The sequence below is a fragment of the Hydrogenophaga sp. 70-12 genome, assembly GCF_001897365.1.
Taxonomy (GTDB): domain Bacteria; phylum Pseudomonadota; class Gammaproteobacteria; order Burkholderiales; family Burkholderiaceae_C; genus Hydrogenophaga; species Hydrogenophaga borbori.
The window spans coordinates 1-16,690 of record NZ_MKSS01000103.1 but is presented as its reverse complement, the minus strand read 5'-3'; the positions used below and the strand labels follow the sequence as shown (position 1 = coordinate 16,690).

The following is a 16,690-nucleotide window of genomic DNA, read 5'->3' as shown; positions in this document are numbered from 1 at the left end:
ATGTCGCTCTGGTAGAGCGGCTCGGCCACGATGTCGCTCTGCACCTCCTGCCGATGCGCGGGCGTGATCGCGAAGTCCAGCGTGCCCTCGCGCAGCGCGGGCGTGACGCCGGGGTACAGGCCGTCGCGCACCGACAGCACCACGCCGGGGTACTTGGCCGAGAAGCTGGTCAGGGCCTGGGGCAGCACCGCCAGCGCGATCGCCGGCGAGGTGGAGAAGCGCACCTGCCCCTCCCACAGGCCGCGCATCTGCGCGATCTCCTCCTGCGCGTGCTGGCTCTCCGACACGATCAGGTGCGCGTGCCGCATGAAGGCCTGGCCGAAGCGCGTGAAGCTCACCCCCTGCTTGCTGCGCGCCAGCAAGGGCGCCTGCAGTTCCGCCTCGAGCTGCTGGATCGCCGCCGTGAGCGCGGGCTGCGACATGTGCATGCGCGTGGCGGCGGCGCGGATGCTGCCCAGCTCCTCGATGCCGATCAGCGCTTGCAGGGTCTGCAGTTTCATGAGGTCCAGGGTTTCTACGGAGATCGGGTTTGCGGATCATAGGTCGGCAAAAGCGATTTGGTGCCGATCACGAACCCTCCCTAGCATCGCTCCCACCCTCTCCCCACACAAACGACAGGAGACAACATGAGCTTCCTCCAGCGGCGCCGCTTCCTGCTGCGCACCACTCTCGCCGCGGCCACCGGCCTGCTCATCGCCGGCCTGGCGCACGCGCAGGCCAAGTACCCCAGCAAGCCCATCGAGGTGGTGGTGCCTTGGCCCGCCGGCACCTCGGCCGACGTCGGCATGCGCACCGTCTCGCAGGCGCTGAGCAAGCAGCTGCGCGTGCCGGTGCAGGTGATCAACAAGCCGGGCGGCCAGGCGGTCATCGGCACCGCCGAGTTCGTGAAGGCCGCGCCCGACGGCTACACCCTGGGCTCGATCAACATCGGCCCGGCGGTCTCGCAGGTGATCGCCGGCAATGCACCCTACGCCATGACCGACATGGCGCCCATCGGCATCTACAACGTGCTGCCCTTCGTGGTGGCCGCCAAGGCCGACGCGCCCTTCAAGACCATGAAGGAGCTGGCCGCGCACGCCAAGGGCAAGGAAGTGATCCTGGGCAACTTCGGTCCGGGTGCCGTGCCCACGCAAAGCGTGGTGCGCATGTCCGGCATCGACGGCTGGAAGCCCAAGCTGGTCTCCTACCCCTCGCCGGGCTACACCCAGCTCAACGCGGGCGACGCCGACGTGGTGACGGTCGAGTCGATCAACATCATGGGACAGGTCAAGGCCGGCAACGCGCGCGTGCTGGTGGCCATGACGCCCAAGCGCCTGCCCGCCTTCCCCGACGTGCCGATCGCCAAGGAGCTGGGCTACGGCTTCGACGTGTCGATCTGGACCGGCCTGTTTGCGCCCAAGGGCACGCCGCCCGAGATCATCCAGACGCTGGCCACGGCGCTCGACGCCGCGCTGCAGGACCCGCTGGTGAAGGCCTACGCCGACAGATCGGGCACGCTGTTCGAGCACCTCTCGCCCGAGCAGACCAGCGCGCTGATGCAGCAGGACGCGGCCTGGCTGCGCCCGGTCATGGAATCGCTGGGTCTGGTGAAGAAGTGAGCGCGCGATGAGTCTGCCGGGCGCCGTGGCGCGATCCCTTTCGGTGGTCCTGGGCCTCATGGCCGGGGCCATCGCACTGAACCTGCCGGCGCTGGTGAATGGCACGGAGCTGGCCGCGCACTGGTACGAATCCGCCGGCGCCTTTCCGCTGCTGGCGGCCGGGCTGATCCTGCTGGGCGCGCTGGTCCACCTGCTGCGCCTGCGCCAGCGCGGCGACGCGGCCCTGGGCGACGAGGAAGTGGAGACCGGTGAAGGCCGCCTCGGCGTGGCGCTGGCCGGGCTCGCGTTCTTCGTTCTGCTGGTGCCCGCTGTGCTGCTGCTGGGCTTCGCCCCGGGCGTGGCGCTGTTCCTGCTCGCCGCCTGCCGCGGCGCCGGCCTGCCCTGGCGCGCCTCGGCGCTGTTCGCCGTGATCGCGGCCACGGTGCTGCAGCTGGTCTTCGTCGAGCTGTTCCACGTGTGGTTCCCCGAGCCCTGGATCGAACCATGGATCAAAGGGTGGCTGGCATGAGCTGGATCGAACCCTTCATGGGCTTCGCGGGGCTGGCCCACCCGGCCGTGCTGCTGGCCGTGGCCGTGGGCGCCCTCACCGGCGTGGTGATCGGCGTGCTGCCCGGCATCGGCCCGGGCGTGGCCATCGCGGTGATGCTGCCGCTGACCTATGGCATGAACCCGCTGGCCGGCATCACGCTGTTGCTGGGCATCTACGTCGGCGCGTACTACGGCGGCGCGGTCACCTCCATCCTGATCCGCACGCCGGGCGAGGCCTCATCCATCATGACCATGTTCGACGGCGCGCCCATGGCCGAGCGCGGCGAGGCCGAGCGTGCGCTGTCGCTGGCCTTCGCCTCGGCCTTCGTCGGTGGCATCGTGAGCGCGCTGGTGCTGGCCTTCGTCGCCGCGCCGGTCTCGCAGTTCACCAGCCGCTTCGGCGCGGCCGAGAACTTCATGGCCGCGCTGCTGGCCATGATCTTCATCGCCCGCGCCTATGAGCGCCAGATCGCCGGCGCGGTGATGATGATCGGCCTGGGCCTGCTGATCGGCACGGTCGGCATCGACCCCACCTCCAACGAGCAGCGCTTCACCTTCGGCCTCACCGCGCTGCAAACCGGCCTGCCCCTGGTGCCGGTGGTGATCGGCCTGTTCGGCGTGGCGCAGGCCCTGGTGCTGCTGTCCAGCCCGCCCGGCGAGCGCACGGCGGAGCCCATGGCCGCCTTCGGCAAGCCGCGGCTGGAGCATTTCCTGGAGCCGCTGCGCTACCCGCGAACCCTGCTGCGCTCGCTGGGCATCGGCACGGCCATCGGCATCCTGCCCGGCGTGGGCTCGGCGCTGTCGACCACCATGTCGTACTTCGCCGCGCGCCGCGCCGCGAAACAGCCCGAGAGCTTCGGCCAGGGCAACCCCGAGGGCATCGTCGCCGCCGAGACCGCCAACAACGCCAACAGCGGCGGCGCCATGCTGACCGTGCTCACCCTGGGCATCCCCGGCGACGCCATCACCGCCATCATCATGGGCGTGTTCATCGTGCACGGCATCGTTCCGGGCCCCACGCTGTTCACCGACCAGCCCGACCTGGTCTATGGCATCTTCGCTGCGCTGGTGTCGATCAACATCGCCACCATGCTCCTGCTGCTGGTGCTGGCGCGGCCTTTCGCGCGGCTCAGCCGGCTCGACCCGCGCTGGCTGGGCGCGGCGATCCTGGCCCTGTGCTTCACCGGCGCCTACTCCACCAGCAGCTCCATGTACGGCGTGTGGGTCGCGCTCGGCGCAGGCGTGCTCGGCTGGGCCTGCGCCCTGGGCCGCCTGCCGGTGATCCCGCTGGTGCTGGGCCTGGTGCTGGGCGACATCCTGGAGTCGACGCTGCGCCAGTCGCTCAGCGTCTCCTCCGGGTCCTGGTCCATCTTCTTCATGCGCCCGATCGCCGCCGCGCTGCTGGCCGCCTGCGCGCTGGCCGTGCTGCAGCCCCTGGTGCGCGGCCTGCGGCTGCACTGGCGGGCGCGCGAGGCGCGCCAGCAAGCCTCTTCGTAAAACGTTTTTGGAGCGAGACATGTTCATCCGCAACGCCTGGTACGTCGCCGCCTGGGACATCGAAGTGCCCCCGGAGGGCCTGTTCGAACGCACCCTGCTCAACGAGCCCGTGCTGCTGTACCGCGACAGCCAGGGCCGCGCCGTGGCCCTGGAGAACCGCTGCTGCCACCGCGCCGCCCCGCTGCACCTGGGCCGCAAGGAAGGCGACTGCGTGCGCTGCCTGTACCACGGGCTGAAGTTCGACCCCTCGGGCGCCTGCGTCGAGATCCCGGGCCAGGCTCAGATCCCGCCCAAGACCTGCGTGCGCAGCTACCCGGTGGTGGAGCGCAACCGCCTGGTGTGGATCTGGATGGGCGATCCGGCCCTGGCCAAAGCCGAGGATATCGTCGACTGTTTCTGGCACGACTCGCCCGAGTGGCGCATGAAGCCGGGCTACATCCACTACCAGGCCGACTACCGGCTGATCGTGGACAACCTGCTGGACTTCACCCACCTGGCCTGGGTGCACCCCACCACGCTGGGCACCAGCAGCGCGGCCGATCTCAAGCCGCGCATCGAACGCGACACCACGGGCAACGGAAGCCTCACCATCACGCGCTGGTACCTCGACGACGAGATGCCCAACCTGCACAAGCGCGTGGCCCGGTTCGAGGGCAAGGTCGACCGCTGGCAGATCTACCAGTGGACGCCGCCGGCCGTGCTGCGCATGGACGCCGGCTCCGCGCCCGCGGGCAGCGGCGCGCCGCAGGGCACGCGCGTGCCCGAGGCCCTGCAGTTCCGCCACACCTCGATCCAGACCCCCGAGACCGAGCACACCAGCCACTACTGGTTCTGCCAGGCGCGCAACTTCGAGCTCGACAACGACGCCATGACCGAGCAGATCTACCGCGACGTGGTGGTGGCCTTCGAGGAAGACCGCGCCATGATCGAGGCGCAGCAGAAGGTCATGCGCCAGGCGCCGGACCGGCCGCTGGTTCCAATCGCCGCCGACGCCGGCTTGAACCAGGCGCGCTGGCTGATCGATCGCCTGGCCAAGGCCGAAGCGGGCGCGCAGGCATGAATGGCGGCACCGAGGTCGTGGTCAGCGCGGTGCGCTCGCTCGCCCGCGACGTGCTCGCGATCGAGCTCAGCCACCGCGGCGGCGCGGCCCTGCCCGGCGCGGCGCCGGGCGCGCACATCGACCTGGCGCTGCCCAACGGACTGACGCGCCAGTACTCATTGGTCAACGCCGATGGCGCCGAGCGCCAGCCCCACTATCTGGTGGCCGTGGGCCGCGACGCCCACAGCCGTGGCGGCTCCTCGTGGATCCACGACCAGCTGCGCACCGGGCAGGTGCTGCGCGTGAGCGCCCCGCGCAACCTGTTCGCCATGGACCCCGCGCACCGCCGCGTGCTGCTGGTGGCCGGCGGCATCGGCGTCACGCCCATCGTCGCCATGGCGCGGCACTGCGCGGCGCAGGGTCTGGACTGGGAACTGCTGGCTTGCGCGCGCAGCGCTTCGCGCCTGGCCTACCACGACGAACTCAAGGCCCTGGCGGGCGCGCGCCTGCGCACCCACTTCGACGACGAACAGGGCGGACCGATCGACGCCGCGCCGCTGCTCGCCGAAGCGCGCTGGGACGGCCTCTACGCCTGTGGCCCCGCGCCCATGCTCGACGCGCTGGCGCGCGCCAGCGCGCACTGGCCCGCGGGCTCGGTGCGCATGGAGCGCTTCAAGGCCAGCGCAACCGAGGACGGCGGCGAGCGCCGCGGCTTCGTCCTGCGGCTGTCGCGCAGCGGGCTGCAGACCACGGTGGCCCCGCACGAAAGCGTGCTCGACGCGCTGGAGCGGCTGGGCGTGGAGCACCCCTTCGCCTGTCGCGAGGGCCTGTGCGGCACCTGCGAGGCGCCGCTGCTCGACGGCGAGGCCCTGCACCTGGACAGCGTGCTCTCGACCGAGGAACGCGCGGCCCAGCGGCGGGTGCTGGTTTGTGTTTCGCGATGCGCCGGCGACCGGCTGGTGCTCGACATCTAGAGGAAATCCATGCAACTCAACGACAAAGTCGCCATCGTCACGGGTGGCGCTTCAGGCTTCGGTGCGTCCATCGCGCGCCTGCTCAGCCAGCGCGGCGCCGCCGTGATGATCGCCGACCTCAACCTCGACGGCGCCGAACGGGTGGCCGAGGAGATCCGCGCCGCAGGCGGCCGCGCCGGCGCCACGGCCTGCGACGTCGCCAGCGAGCAGGCCTTTCGCGGCATGGTGGCGCGCACCCGCGACACCCTGGGCGGGCTGCACATCATGGTGAACAACGCCGGCACCACGCACCGCAACAAGCCCGCCTTGGACGTGAGCGAGGAAGAGTTCGACCGCGTCTACCGCGTCAACCTCAAGAGCCTGTTCTGGTCGGCCCACGCGGTGCTGCCGGGCTTCGTGTCGCAGGGCGGTGGCACCATCGTCAACGTGGCCTCCACCACCGGCGTGCGGCCCGGCCCCGGGCTCACCTGGTACAGCGGCAGCAAGGCCGCCATGATCAACCTCACCAAGGGCCTGGCGCTTGAGTTCGCGCGCTCGGGCGTGCGCGTCAACGCGGTCAACCCCATGATCGGCGAGACCGCGATGCTGGGCGACTTCATGGGCGCCGAGGACACGCCGCAGAACCGCGAGCGCTTCCTGGCGCGCATTCCCCTGGGCCGCTTCACGCGCCCCGGCGACGTGGCCTCGGCCGTGGCCTTCCTCGCCTCCGACGAGGCCGCCTACCTCACCGGCGTCTGCCTGGACGTGGACGGGGGACGCAACATATGAGCGCTCCCCAACAACTGCACGTCTACCGCTGCCCCGAGCTGCTGATCGCTGGCGCGTGGCGCCGCGGCGGCGGCGAGCGCCGCCAGGCCATCGTCAACCCGGCCGATGGCCAGACCCTCGACGAACTCGCGCTGGCCAGCGCGAAGGACCTGCAGGACGCCCTGCGGGCCAGCGCCGAGGGCTTCGAGCACTGGCGCCGCGTGCCGGCCCACCAGCGCGGCGAACGCCTGGCGCGCGGCGTGGCGCGCATGCGCGAGCGCTGCGAACACATCGCCACGCTGCTCACGCTGGAGCAGGGCAAGCCGCTGGCCGAGGCGCGCGCCGAATGCCTGATGGCCGCCGACCTCATCCAGTGGTACGCCGAGGAAGCGCGGCGCGTGTACGGCCGCGTGGTCCCCGCGCGCCAGCCCGACAGCCGCATGACGGTGCTCAAGCAGCCGGTGGGCCCGGTCGCGGCCTTCTCGCCCTGGAACTTCCCCCTGGTGCTGTCGGCGCGCAAGCTCGGCGGCGCGCTCGCGGCCGGCTGCTCCATCGTCCTCAAGGGCGCCGAGGAGACGCCAGCGAGCGTGGCGGCCATGGTGGCCTGCCTGGCCGAGGAGCTACCGCCCGGCGCGCTGCAGCTGGTTTATGGCGTGCCCGCCGAGGTCTCCGAGGCGCTGATCGCCTCGCCGGTTATCCGCAAGCTGAGCTTCACCGGCTCGGTGCCCGTGGGCCGCCACCTGGCGCAGCTCGCGGGCCGCCACCTCAAGCGCATCACCCTGGAGCTGGGTGGTCACGCGCCGGTCATCGTCTGCGAGGACGCGGACCTCGCGCGCACGGTGCCGCTGATGGTGGCGCACAAGTTCCGCAACGCCGGCCAGGCCTGCCTGGCGCCCACACGCTTCTACGTGGCGCGCAGGCTCTACGTCGATTTCATCGACGCCTTCGCGCAGGCCAGCCGCGCCCTGGTGCTGGGCCCGGGCCTGGCGCCCGGCACGCAGATGGGGCCGCTGGCCAACCAGCGCCGCCGCGCGGCCGTGCTTGACCTGATCGAGCGCAGCGTGCAGCGCGGTGCGCGCCGCCTCGCGGGCGAGGCGCCGGCGGTCGGCTGCTTCGTCGCGCCCACGCTGCTGGCCGATGCGCCGCAGGACGCGCCGGCCATGCAGGACGAGCCCTTCGGCCCGGTGGCCTGCGTGGCGCCCTTCGACCAGCTCGACGAAGCCATCGCCCGAGCCAACGACAACGCCTACGGCCTCGCCGGCTACCTGTTCACCGACAGCGCCAAGGCCATCCTGAAGGTGTCGGAGCGGCTGGAGGTGGGCAGCCTGGCGATCAACGGTCTGGGCGTGTCCGTGCCCGAGGCGCCGTTCGGCGGCGTGAAGGACAGCGGCCACGGCAGCGAATCGGGCATCGAAGGCATGGAGGCCTACCTGGACACGCGCTTCACGCACTTCGTGGCCTGAGGTCCGCCGGGCGCGGCGGAGGGCCGCGCGGTCCCGCCGTCGATAATCGCCGGCTCCGGCTTCCCGTTCCCGTCGACCGACCGCCCCATGCCGCGCTTGCACCGTTTCCTGCCCTTCCTGCAGTGGCCCCGCCCCGACGGCGCGCTGCTTCGCAACGAGGCGCTCGCCGGCCTCACCGTCGGCCTGATGGTGGTGCCGCAGGGCGTGGCCTACGCCGCGCTGGCCGGCATGCCGCTGGTCACGGGCATCTACGCCGCGCTGCTGCCGGCGCTCATCGCGGTGCTGTTCTCGGCCTCGCCGCGGCTGTCGGTGGGCCCCACGGCGCTCACCTGTCTGCTGGTGGGCTCCTCGCTCGCGCCGCTGGCCACGCCGGGCAGCGCCGAATGGGTGCAGCTCGCGGTGTGGCTGGCCCTGCTGTCGGGCGTCCTGCAGGTGCTGCTGGGGCTGGTGCGCTACGGCTGGCTGCTCAACCTGGTGAACTCGCCGGTGCTCATGGCCTTCACCCAGGCGGCGGCGGTGCTGATCATCGCCTCGCAGCTGCCCGCGCTCACCGGCTTCGACAACATGGGCGCCCTGCTCGCGGGCCGCGGCTGGCACCTGCAGGCCTTCGCCTTCGGCCTGGGCGCGCTGGCGCTGCTGGTGGGCGCGCGCCGGCTGCGCCCAGGCTTTCCCTCGGTGCTGGTGCTGGTGCTGGTCAGCGCGGGCCTGAGCCGGCTGCTGGGCTTTGAGGCCCAGGGCGGCCCGGTCATCGGCACGCTGCCGCAGGGCCTGCCCGCGCTCTTCCTGCCCGGCTGGCCGGGCTGGGAGACCCTGGGCGCGCTGGTGCTGCCCACGCTCATGATCACGCTGGTGAGCTTCCTGGAGACGGCCAGCAGCGCCAAGGTGGACAGCGGCCAGCGCGGCGCGCGCTGGGACCAGGACCAGGACCTCATCGGCCAGGGCCTGGCCAAGCTGGCCTCGGGCCTCACCGGCGCCATGCCCACCAGCTCCTCGTTCTCGCGCTCGGCGCTTAACCTGTACGCGGGCGCGCAAACCGCCTGGGCCACGGTGTTCTCGGTGGCGGTGGTGCTGCTGGCGCTGCTGCTGGCCATGCCGCTGCTGCACCATGTGCCGCTGGCGGTGCTGGCGGCCATCGTGGTGCTGCCGGTGTGGGGCCTGATCAAGCCGCGCGCCTTCGTGCTCCTGTGGCGCCTGTCGCGCGTGGAAGCGCTGATCGCCGGCGCCACCTTCGCCATCACGCTGCTGGCCGCGCCGCGCCTGTACTGGGGCGTTCTGGCCGGCGTGGTGATGGCGCTGACGCTGTTCCTCTACCTGCGCCTGCACCCGCGCATCATCGAGGTGGGCCTGCACCCCGACGGCAGCCTGCGCGACCGCCACCTGTGGCAGCTGCCGCCGCTGGCCCCGCACCTGTGCGCGCTGCGCATGGACGCGGCGCTGGACTTCGCCACCGCCAGCGCCCTGGAGCGCGCCGTGGCCGACCACCTGCAGCAGCAGCCCGACACCACGCACGTGATGCTGGTGGCGCACCCCATCAACTGGATCGACGCCACCGGTGCCGAGGCCTTCGGCCGCCTGCGCGAGCGCCTCGACGACCAGCGCGTGCACCTGCACCTGGTGGGCGTGAAGCTGCCGGTGGAGCGCGTGCTGCGCACCGCCGGGCACCTGTACGAGAACGAGCGCCTGCACCTGTACCGCACCGAGGCGGAGGCGCTGCAGGCCATCGCGCAGGGCGCCACCGCCGAACCCGAAGCCGCCCCCGGGAACTGACGCCACCCTGTCGGTCGGCTCAAGACCGGCGCGGTCGCGCCGAAAAGGCTGTTGGTCGTACATTCCCCAACAGCCCGGTGTTCACGCCCGCGCGGAGAAACGGTTGAACCTCAGTTCCGGTTCCCAGGAGACGCCTGACGAGTTCGCGCAACTCGACGCGTTCGCCCTGCTCGTGCAGGGCGCCCTGATGCGCTACGACTTCGACGCCCGGGGCCAGGGATCGCTGGTGTACATCAGCGAAGGCTGCACCGAGCTCTGGGGCGTGGACGCCGCCACCATCCTGGCCCACGAGGCGGTGATCTGGCTCATGGCGCCGCGCGAGCAGCGCCGCCTGCTGCGCAGCGGCTTCCGAGAGGCCACGCGGCGCGGCACGCCCTGGGCGCACGAGTGGCGCATCGTCGACGCGCGGGGCCGCCAGAAGTGGCTGCGTGCCATGGGCAAACCGCGCCCCCAGCCCGACGGCCGCGTGCACTGGACCGTGCTGGTGAGCGATGTGACCGACAGCGTGCGGGCGCGCTCGCTCGACCTGGCCAGCGACGACCGCTTCCGCCGCATCTTCGACAGCATCCCCAACATCGCCGTGCAGGCCTATGGGCCCGATATGATCGTGCGCTACTGGAACAAGGGCTCCGAGCACGTCTACGGTTACCGCGCCGACGAGGCCATCGGCCGCAGCATGCTGGAGTTGGTGATCCCGCCCGAGCTGCGCGGCAGCTTCGACCGCAACCACCAGCGCACGCTGGACGGGCGCGCCACGCTCAACACCGGCGTGCACTGGCTGCTGCGCAAGGACGGCGCCGCGGTGGAGGTGCAATGCAGCGAGATCATCACCGAGCACCCCGAGCGCGGCGTCGAGATCTTCTGCATCGACTTCGACCTCACCGAGCGCCGCCGGGCCGAGGACCAGCGCCTCGCGCTGGAGGCCCAGCTGCGCGAGTCGCAGAAGCTGGAGGCGCTGGGCACGCTGGCCGGCGGCGTGGCGCACGACTTCAACAACATCCTCGCGGCCATCCTGGGCAACGCGCGCCTGGCGCTCGACGACGCCCACGAAGCGCCCGCCGTGGCCGAAAGCGTGGGCGAAATCCTCAAGGCCGGCGCGCGCGCCAAGGACCTGGTGCGCCGCATCCTGGCCTTCAGCCGCCGCCAGGCGCTGCAGCGGCGCGTGATGCCGCTGCAACCGGTGGTGGACGAATCGGTGCGCCTGCTGCGCGCCACCATCCCCAAGGGCGTGGAGCTGAGCGTGCGCTGCGACCCCGACACCCCCCCGGTGCTGGCCGACCCGACGCAACTGCAGCAGGTGCTGCTCAACCTCTGCACCAACGCCTGGCAGGCCATGCCCGAGCGCTCGCGCGGGCGGCTGGAGATCGAACTGCAGCCGCACGCCGGCCCGCCGCCCCTGCCGGTGACCGGCGTGCTGGCCCAGGGCCCCACGCAGGACTGGCCCGCGCTCGGCGTGCGCCTGAGCGTGCGCGACAACGGCATGGGCATGGACGAGGCCACCCTGGCCCACCTGTTCGAGCCCTTCTTCACCACCAAGCCGCCGGGCGAGGGCACGGGCCTGGGCCTGGCGGTGGTGCATGGCATCCTGCGCGACCACCAGGCCGTGGTGCAGGTGCGCAGCCGCCCGGGTGAGGGCACGCGGTTCGACCTGTACTTCCGCGCGGCGGCCGCGCCCGTGGACGGCGGCGAACCGGCGGCGGCGCCCGAGGCCCACCGCGCCACGCCGGCCGTGCGCGGCGCGCGCATCCTCTACGTCGACGACGACGAACTCATCGCCGACCTCATGCAGCGCCTGCTGCGCCGCGCGGGGCACGAGCCACGCGTCTTCACCAGCCCGATCGAGGCCCTGCGCGCGGTGGGCAATGGCGAGGTGGACTACGAGCTGGCGATCCTGGACCACTCCATGCCCGGCATGAACGGCGTGGAGCTGGTGCGCGCGCTGCGCGAGCACCAGCCCGGCGCGGCGATGGCCATCACCTCGGGCTACCTCAGCACCGAGCTGCGCCGCGACGCCGCGGCCGCCGGCATCACCGAGCTGATCGACAAGCCCAACACCGGCGAGGACCTGCTGGAGGCCATCGACCGGCTGGTGCAGCGCCTGCGCCAGCCCTGCACGCCGGGCTGAGCGCGCCGGACGGGCCCGTCAGGCCGAGGTGCCGTCGAGCAGGCGCCGCGCGGTGGCGAAATCCAGGCCGTCGATGGCCGCGGCCAGGGCGGCCACGCGCTCGGCGCCGAAGTGAACCTCCAGCGCGGCGCGGCAGGCCTCGAAGGTCTCGACACCGTCCAGGTCCTGCGTCGCCAGTTGCTCGGCCAGCCGCTCAAGCTGCGCGGCCAGCGCCGGTGCGTCCGGATCGGGGCCGGGCGTCGCCAAAGGCACCGGTCGCGGGCGCGTGGCCTCGGCCGGCACGGCCACCCGCAGCGCGTCGAACGCGGCGTGCACGGCCGCCAGTGCCGCGCCGGCGGGCGCGGGCTCGCCGCCCGGCTCCAGTGCGGTCTCCAAGGCGGTCGCTGCGCGAGACAGGGCCAACGCACCCAGCACGCCCGCGCTGCCGCGCAGGCGGTGGGCCCGGGCCCGCCAGGCCATGCGCGCTTCGCCGTCCCATCGGTCGGCGGCCCCGGGCGGCAGCGCCGCCCAGTCGCCGTGTTCGGCCAGCAGGCGCGCGAGCAGGCGCTGGAACAGCGACAGATCGCCGCCGAGCTGGCGCCGCGCGGCCGCGGCATCAATGCCCTCGATCGCCGGCCAGTCCCCGGCGGGTGCTCGGGGCGTCACGGGGCCGGGCGCCACGGGCGCCGGTCGCGGCACCGCCGCCGGCGCATGCGCCGTCGAGGCCCCGCGCGCCGAGGCGGCGCGGCGCACCGCCTCGATCAGTTCCTCGGGGTCGATCGGCTTGGCCAGGAAGTTGCTGAAGCCCGCCTGCAGCGCGCGGCGGCGCTCGTCGGCCAGCGCGCCGGCCGTCAGTGCGATCACCGGCAGATCCACCAGGCGCAGCTCGTTGCGGATGCGGTTGGTGGCCTCCAGGCCATCCATCACGGGCATCTGCACGTCCATCAGCACCACGTCGAAGGCGGCGGGCGAGGCGCGCAGCCAGCCCAGGGCCTGTTCGCCGTCGCCGCAGGTCTGCACGCGCGCGCCCTGGCGCTCCAGCATGCGCCGCGCGATGTCCAGGTTGATCTCGCTGTCATCCACCAGCAGCACGGCCAGGCCCGCCAGGCCGTTCGAGTCGCTGGCCGCGGGGGGCGGCGCGGGCCGCGGCAGGTCCGAGGCCTTGGCCGGGCGCAGCGCCACGCGCAGCCAGAACTCGCTGCCCCGGCCGGGCTCGCTGTTCAGGCCCACGTCCCCACCCATGAGCGCGACCAGCCGGCGCACGATGGACAGGCCCAGGCCGGTTCCGCCGAAGCGCCGCGTGGTGGTTTCGTCGGCCTGGGTGAAGGGCTGGAACAGCCGTGCCTGCACCTCGGGCGGGATGCCGATGCCGCTGTCGCGCACGCTCAGGCGCAGCTGCGGGCCTTCGCCGCCGCGCAGCACCTCGGCGCTGATGACGACACCGCCCTGCTGGGTGAACTTGAGCGCGTTGCCCACCAGGTTGACCAGCACCTGGCGCAGCCGCGCGGCGTCGCCCATCACGTAGGCCGGCACGTCATCGGGCAGGTACAGCGACAGCGACAGGCCCTTGTCGCGCGCCGGCAGCGCGTAGACCGATTCCACCTCGCGCAGCAGGCCACCCAGGGCGAAGGCCTCGTCGGCCAGGCGCATTTCGCCGGCCTCGATCTTGGCCAGGTCGAGCACGTCGTTGACGATGCCCAGCAGCGCGCGGCCCGCGGTCTGCGCGCTGTCGAGCAGGGCGCGCTGCGAAGCGTCGAGCGGCGTGTCGCCCAGCAGGTGGGCCACGCCCAACACGGCATTGAGCGGTGTGCGGATTTCGTGGCTCATGTTGGCGAGGAAGGCGCTCTTGCTCTGGCTGGCCGCCTCGGCCGCGCGCGTGGCCTCGCGCAGGCTCTGCTCGATGGCCTTGCTCTCGCTGATGTCCTGCGAGGTGCCGTACATCCACTCGGGGGCGCCGTCCTCGTTGCGCGTCTGCACCTGGCCGCGGTCGAGCACCCAGACCCAGTGCCCGTCGGCGTGGCGCATGCGCACCTCGCATTCGTAGAACGGCAGCTCGCCGTCGATGTGCCGGCGCAGGCGCTCGCGCGCCAGCGTCAGGTCCTCGGGGTGGACATGGTCCCGCCAGGCCCGCACGTGGCTGGGCCTCAGCACGTCGTAGTCGTGGCCCAGCATCTCGGCCCAGCGCTCGTTGAAGCGCGCATCGCCGGTCAGCATGTTCCATTCCCAGGTGCCGGCGTTGGTGCCCCGCAGGATGCTCTGCAGCCGCAGGCGCTCGGTGGCCTGCAGCGTGAGCGCGGCCTCCAGTTCGCGGCGGTTGCGGTTGCGCTCGGTCACGTCGTAGACGACGGCGTACCAGCCATGCACCCTGCCGTCGCGCGCGTCGGGCAGGTAGGTCAGCCGCAGCTCGCGCGGCTCGCCGGTGGCGGGCGTGCGCACGGTGACCTCGAAGGTCTGCTGGCGGCCGTCGAGCACGGCTTCGATGCGCGGCTGCAGGCGGGCGTAGGTGGCCTCGTCGAGGGTGTCCTTCACGCGCAGGCCCACCATCGTGCCGCCCTCGGGCTGGCGCCAGTGCAGGTTGGCGCGGTTGGCCGCGCGGTTGATCTGGTCGCGGTCCCAGTAGCTGATCATGGACGGCACGGCATCGAGCACGGTGCGCAGGAAGCGCTCGGTGTCTTCCAGCGAGCGCGTGCGCTCGGCGACGCGGTCTTCGAGGCGGGCGTTGAGCTCGGCCGTCTGGCGGTGGCGGCGGCGCAGGTTCAGCCAGAGCGCGTGCAGCGCCGCCAGCAGCACCGTGCCAAGCGCGCCCGTCCAGGCCACGCCGCGCGGCGACGGCAGGTCGAACTGCGAAGCGAACGAGGGCCGGGCCTCGGTGTGGATCGCCCAGGAGCGACCGAAGGGCACGCGCAGCAGGGCCTGCGAGAGCGCGCCGGCCGATGGCGCCTCGCCCAGCGCCGCCGTGCTGAAGAAAGGCTCGGCCAGTTCGGGCTCGGTGATGTCGGTCAGCGTGAGCGAGATCAGTTGCTCGCGCAGCGGCAGTCCGGCGATCAGGTCATCGAGCACGATCGGCGCATAGACCCAGCCATAGGCCGCGGCGTCGCGCTCCTGCGGGCTGTCGATCGGCATGCCCCGGCGAAACACCGGCAGCATCACGACGAAGGCGCGCGCTCCTGGCGCCTGGACCAGCGTCGTCGGGCGCGACATGAACGGGCGGTTGCGCCGCACGGCCTGCGCGGCCATCTCGCGGCGAAACGGCTCCGCGGCGATGTCCAGGCCGACCGCCTGGTGGTTGAGCGCCAGGGGCTCCACCAACTCGACCACGATGCGCTCGCCCCCGTTCGGGCCCTGGCCGCGGATCGGCGCGTCCGCCACGCCCAGGCGCTGGCGCAGGCGGCGGTAGTCGTCCTCGCCGCCGGGCGGCAGGCGGCGCATGAAGCCAAAGCCGCGCACGCCGGGGAATTCGTGCTCGAGGTCGCGCGAGCGCATGTAGGCGCGAAAGTCGTCCACCGTCAGGCCATGCTCGCCCGCCTGCTGGGCCACGCCGCGCGTCGCCTGCAGGCCGTACTGGATGAGCGAGAGCCGGTGGGTGATGTCGTCGGCCACCTCGCGCGACTGCGCCTCGAAGCGCGCGCGCACGTAGGCGTCGTTGGCGCGTTCGCGGTGGAGCACCGCCACGGCCGTGAGCAGGGCCCCGCACAGCAGCGTGATGGCCACCCAGGGCCAGGAACGGCCGCCGCTGGCAAGCCCCATCGCCGCCATCAGAGCTTGAAGACGCGCACCGTCTCCGTGACGGTGCCGGCCTGCGCCGCCAGCGAGGCGGCCGATGCGGAAAGTTGTTCGACCATGGCCGCATTCTGCTGCGTCAGGCTGTCGAGCTGGGCCACGGCCGCATTGACCTGCGCCACGCCTTGGGATTGTTCGTTGGAGCCGGCGCTGATCTCGGCCACCAGTTCGCTCACGCGGCCGATGCTGCCGGCGCTCTCCTGCACGGTGGCGCGCGTCTCGCCCACCAGGCGCGCGCCGGCCTCCACCTGCTCCTGCGAGGCCTGGATCAGCGCCTTGATCTCCTTGGCCGAATCGCGCGCGCGCGCCGCCAGCGAGCGCACCTCGCCGGCCACCACGGCGAAGCCGCGGCCGTGCTCGCCGGCGCGCGCGGCCTCCACCGCCGCGTTGAGCGCGAGCAGGTTGGTCTGAAAGGAAATGCCGTCGATCACGCCGACGATCTCGGTGATGCGCTCGCTGGCGGCCTGGATGTCGGCCATGCGCCGCGCCACCGATTCGATGGCTTTGCCGCTGCGCTCGGCCTGGCCGCGCGCCTGGCGCGCGAGCTCGGCCGCGCGGCCCGAGGACTCGGCGTTGGCCCGGATGGTGGCCGTTATCTGCTCCAGCGAGGCCGCGGTCTGCTGCAGGTTGCCGGCCTGGGCCTCGGTGCGAGCGCTCAGGTCGGCGCTGCCCGCGCTGATCTCGCGCGTGGCGTGGTGCATGCCCTCGACCTGGGTGCGCACGTCGCTCACCACGGCCTGCAGGTTCACGTTGAGCTGCGACAGGCCGCGGTGGATGCGCCCGATCAGGCCGCCGGCGGCGTCGGCGCTGCGCGTGGCCAGGTCGCCGGCGGCGAGCCGGTTGGCCGACTGCAGGATGCGGCCCAGCGGCCGGTCGCCCTGGCGCTGCAGCCAGGCACCCGCCAGCAGCGCGGCCACGCTGGTGAGCCCGATGGCGGCGGCGTGGCTGGGCAGGTAGGCGCCCAGCAGCGCGCCGGCGGCGCCCATGGCCAGCAGCGACAACAGCGTGCGCTGCGCGAACACCCAGCCCGCGGCGCGGCCCAGGCGCGCCAGCGGCGCGCGGCGCCGCACCTCGCCGGCCGACAGCACGTGCACCGCGCGGCCGACCGCCGCTTCCTCGCGCATGCGGGCGTACAGCGCCTCGGCCGCCTGCACCTGTTCGCGCGTGGGCTTGGTGCGCACCGACATGTAGCC

General features: G+C 72.6%; 12 protein-coding genes. 9 read left to right on the top strand and 3 right to left on the bottom strand.

Annotation, left to right across the window (positions count from 1 at the left end; genetic code table 11):
• Window positions 1-500 (bottom strand): LysR family transcriptional regulator (locus tag BGO22_RS06625; RefSeq protein WP_286849710.1); only part of this gene is annotated, 500 nt, incomplete at its 3' end.
• Window positions 501-626: 126 nt separating this feature from the next.
• On the opposite strand from BGO22_RS06625, the gene BGO22_RS06620 reads away from it, so the two are divergent.
• From BGO22_RS06620 to BGO22_RS06580, 9 genes are all read left to right on the top strand, one after another.
• Window positions 627-1,598: a Bug family tripartite tricarboxylate transporter substrate binding protein gene (locus BGO22_RS06620; protein ID WP_286849709.1), complete on the top strand. Its 972-nt coding sequence runs from the start codon at window positions 627-629 to the stop codon at window positions 1,596-1,598.
• Between the two features lie 7 nt (window positions 1,599-1,605).
• Window positions 1,606-2,106 carry a tripartite tricarboxylate transporter TctB family protein gene (locus tag BGO22_RS06615; RefSeq protein ID WP_286849707.1) on the top strand — a complete coding sequence of 167 codons (501 nt, stop codon included), beginning with the start codon at window positions 1,606-1,608 and terminating at the stop codon, window positions 2,104-2,106.
• Window positions 2,103-3,623 carry a tripartite tricarboxylate transporter permease gene (locus tag BGO22_RS06610; RefSeq protein ID WP_070399378.1) on the top strand — a complete coding sequence of 507 codons (1,521 nt, stop codon included), beginning with the start codon at window positions 2,103-2,105 and terminating at the stop codon, window positions 3,621-3,623. The genes BGO22_RS06615 and BGO22_RS06610 overlap by 4 nt, the downstream gene beginning before the upstream one ends.
• 19 nt (window positions 3,624-3,642) lie before the next feature.
• Entirely contained in the window at window positions 3,643-4,683 is a 1,041-nt protein-coding gene (locus BGO22_RS06605; RefSeq protein ID WP_070399377.1) for an aromatic ring-hydroxylating dioxygenase subunit alpha, read from the top strand.
• A complete protein-coding gene (locus tag BGO22_RS06600) occupies window positions 4,680-5,636 on the top strand; it encodes a PDR/VanB family oxidoreductase (protein WP_286849705.1) in 957 nt (318 codons plus the stop codon). Before BGO22_RS06605 ends, BGO22_RS06600 begins: the two co-directional genes overlap by 4 nt.
• Before the next feature lie 9 nt (window positions 5,637-5,645).
• The gene (locus tag BGO22_RS06595) at window positions 5,646-6,404 is read left to right on the top strand and encodes an SDR family oxidoreductase (protein ID WP_070399375.1); all 759 of its coding nucleotides are present in this window, start codon (window positions 5,646-5,648) and stop codon (window positions 6,402-6,404) included.
• Window positions 6,401-7,846: an NAD-dependent succinate-semialdehyde dehydrogenase gene (locus tag BGO22_RS06590; protein WP_286849703.1), complete on the top strand. Its 1,446-nt coding sequence runs from the start codon at window positions 6,401-6,403 to the stop codon at window positions 7,844-7,846. The genes BGO22_RS06595 and BGO22_RS06590 overlap by 4 nt, the downstream gene beginning before the upstream one ends.
• Before the next feature lie 87 nt (window positions 7,847-7,933).
• Window positions 7,934-9,613 (top strand): SulP family inorganic anion transporter, encoded by a 1,680-nt coding sequence (locus tag BGO22_RS06585; protein WP_286849701.1) that lies wholly within the window; start codon window positions 7,934-7,936, stop codon window positions 9,611-9,613.
• Between the two features lie 103 nt (window positions 9,614-9,716).
• Window positions 9,717-11,738, top strand: coding sequence for a hybrid sensor histidine kinase/response regulator (locus BGO22_RS06580; protein WP_286849700.1), 2,022 nt, complete (start codon window positions 9,717-9,719; stop codon window positions 11,736-11,738).
• Between the two features lie 18 nt (window positions 11,739-11,756).
• Here the strand turns inward: BGO22_RS06580 and BGO22_RS06575 are convergent, their stop codons facing one another.
• Both BGO22_RS06575 and BGO22_RS06570 read right to left on the bottom strand, forming a co-directional pair.
• Window positions 11,757-15,464, bottom strand: a complete 3,708-nt coding sequence (locus BGO22_RS06575; protein ID WP_286849698.1) for a CHASE domain-containing protein — start codon at window positions 15,462-15,464, stop codon at window positions 11,757-11,759.
• A gap of 8 nt (window positions 15,465-15,472) precedes the next feature.
• On the bottom strand, window positions 15,473-16,690 hold a 1,218-nt coding region (locus BGO22_RS06570; RefSeq protein WP_286849697.1), incomplete at its 5' end, for a methyl-accepting chemotaxis protein.

What these genes read in the sequence shown, in the direction of transcription:
- BGO22_RS06620 (WP_286849709.1), top strand. Translation starts at nt 627, where the DNA reads ATGAGCTTCCTCCAGCGGCGCCGCTTCCTGCTGCGCACCACTCTCGCC.
- BGO22_RS06615 (WP_286849707.1), top strand. Translation starts at nt 1,606, where the DNA reads ATGAGTCTGCCGGGCGCCGTGGCGCGATCCCTTTCGGTGGTCCTGGGC.
- BGO22_RS06610 (WP_070399378.1), top strand. Translation starts at nt 2,103, where the DNA reads ATGAGCTGGATCGAACCCTTCATGGGCTTCGCGGGGCTGGCCCACCCG.
- BGO22_RS06605 (WP_070399377.1), top strand. Translation starts at nt 3,643, where the DNA reads ATGTTCATCCGCAACGCCTGGTACGTCGCCGCCTGGGACATCGAAGTG.
- BGO22_RS06600 (WP_286849705.1), top strand. Translation starts at nt 4,680, where the DNA reads ATGAATGGCGGCACCGAGGTCGTGGTCAGCGCGGTGCGCTCGCTCGCC.
- BGO22_RS06595 (WP_070399375.1), top strand. Translation starts at nt 5,646, where the DNA reads ATGCAACTCAACGACAAAGTCGCCATCGTCACGGGTGGCGCTTCAGGC.
- BGO22_RS06590 (WP_286849703.1), top strand. Translation starts at nt 6,401, where the DNA reads ATGAGCGCTCCCCAACAACTGCACGTCTACCGCTGCCCCGAGCTGCTG.
- BGO22_RS06585 (WP_286849701.1), top strand. Translation starts at nt 7,934, where the DNA reads ATGCCGCGCTTGCACCGTTTCCTGCCCTTCCTGCAGTGGCCCCGCCCC.
- BGO22_RS06575 (WP_286849698.1), bottom strand. Translation starts at nt 15,464, where the DNA reads ATGGGGCTTGCCAGCGGCGGCCGTTCCTGGCCCTGGGTGGCCATCACG.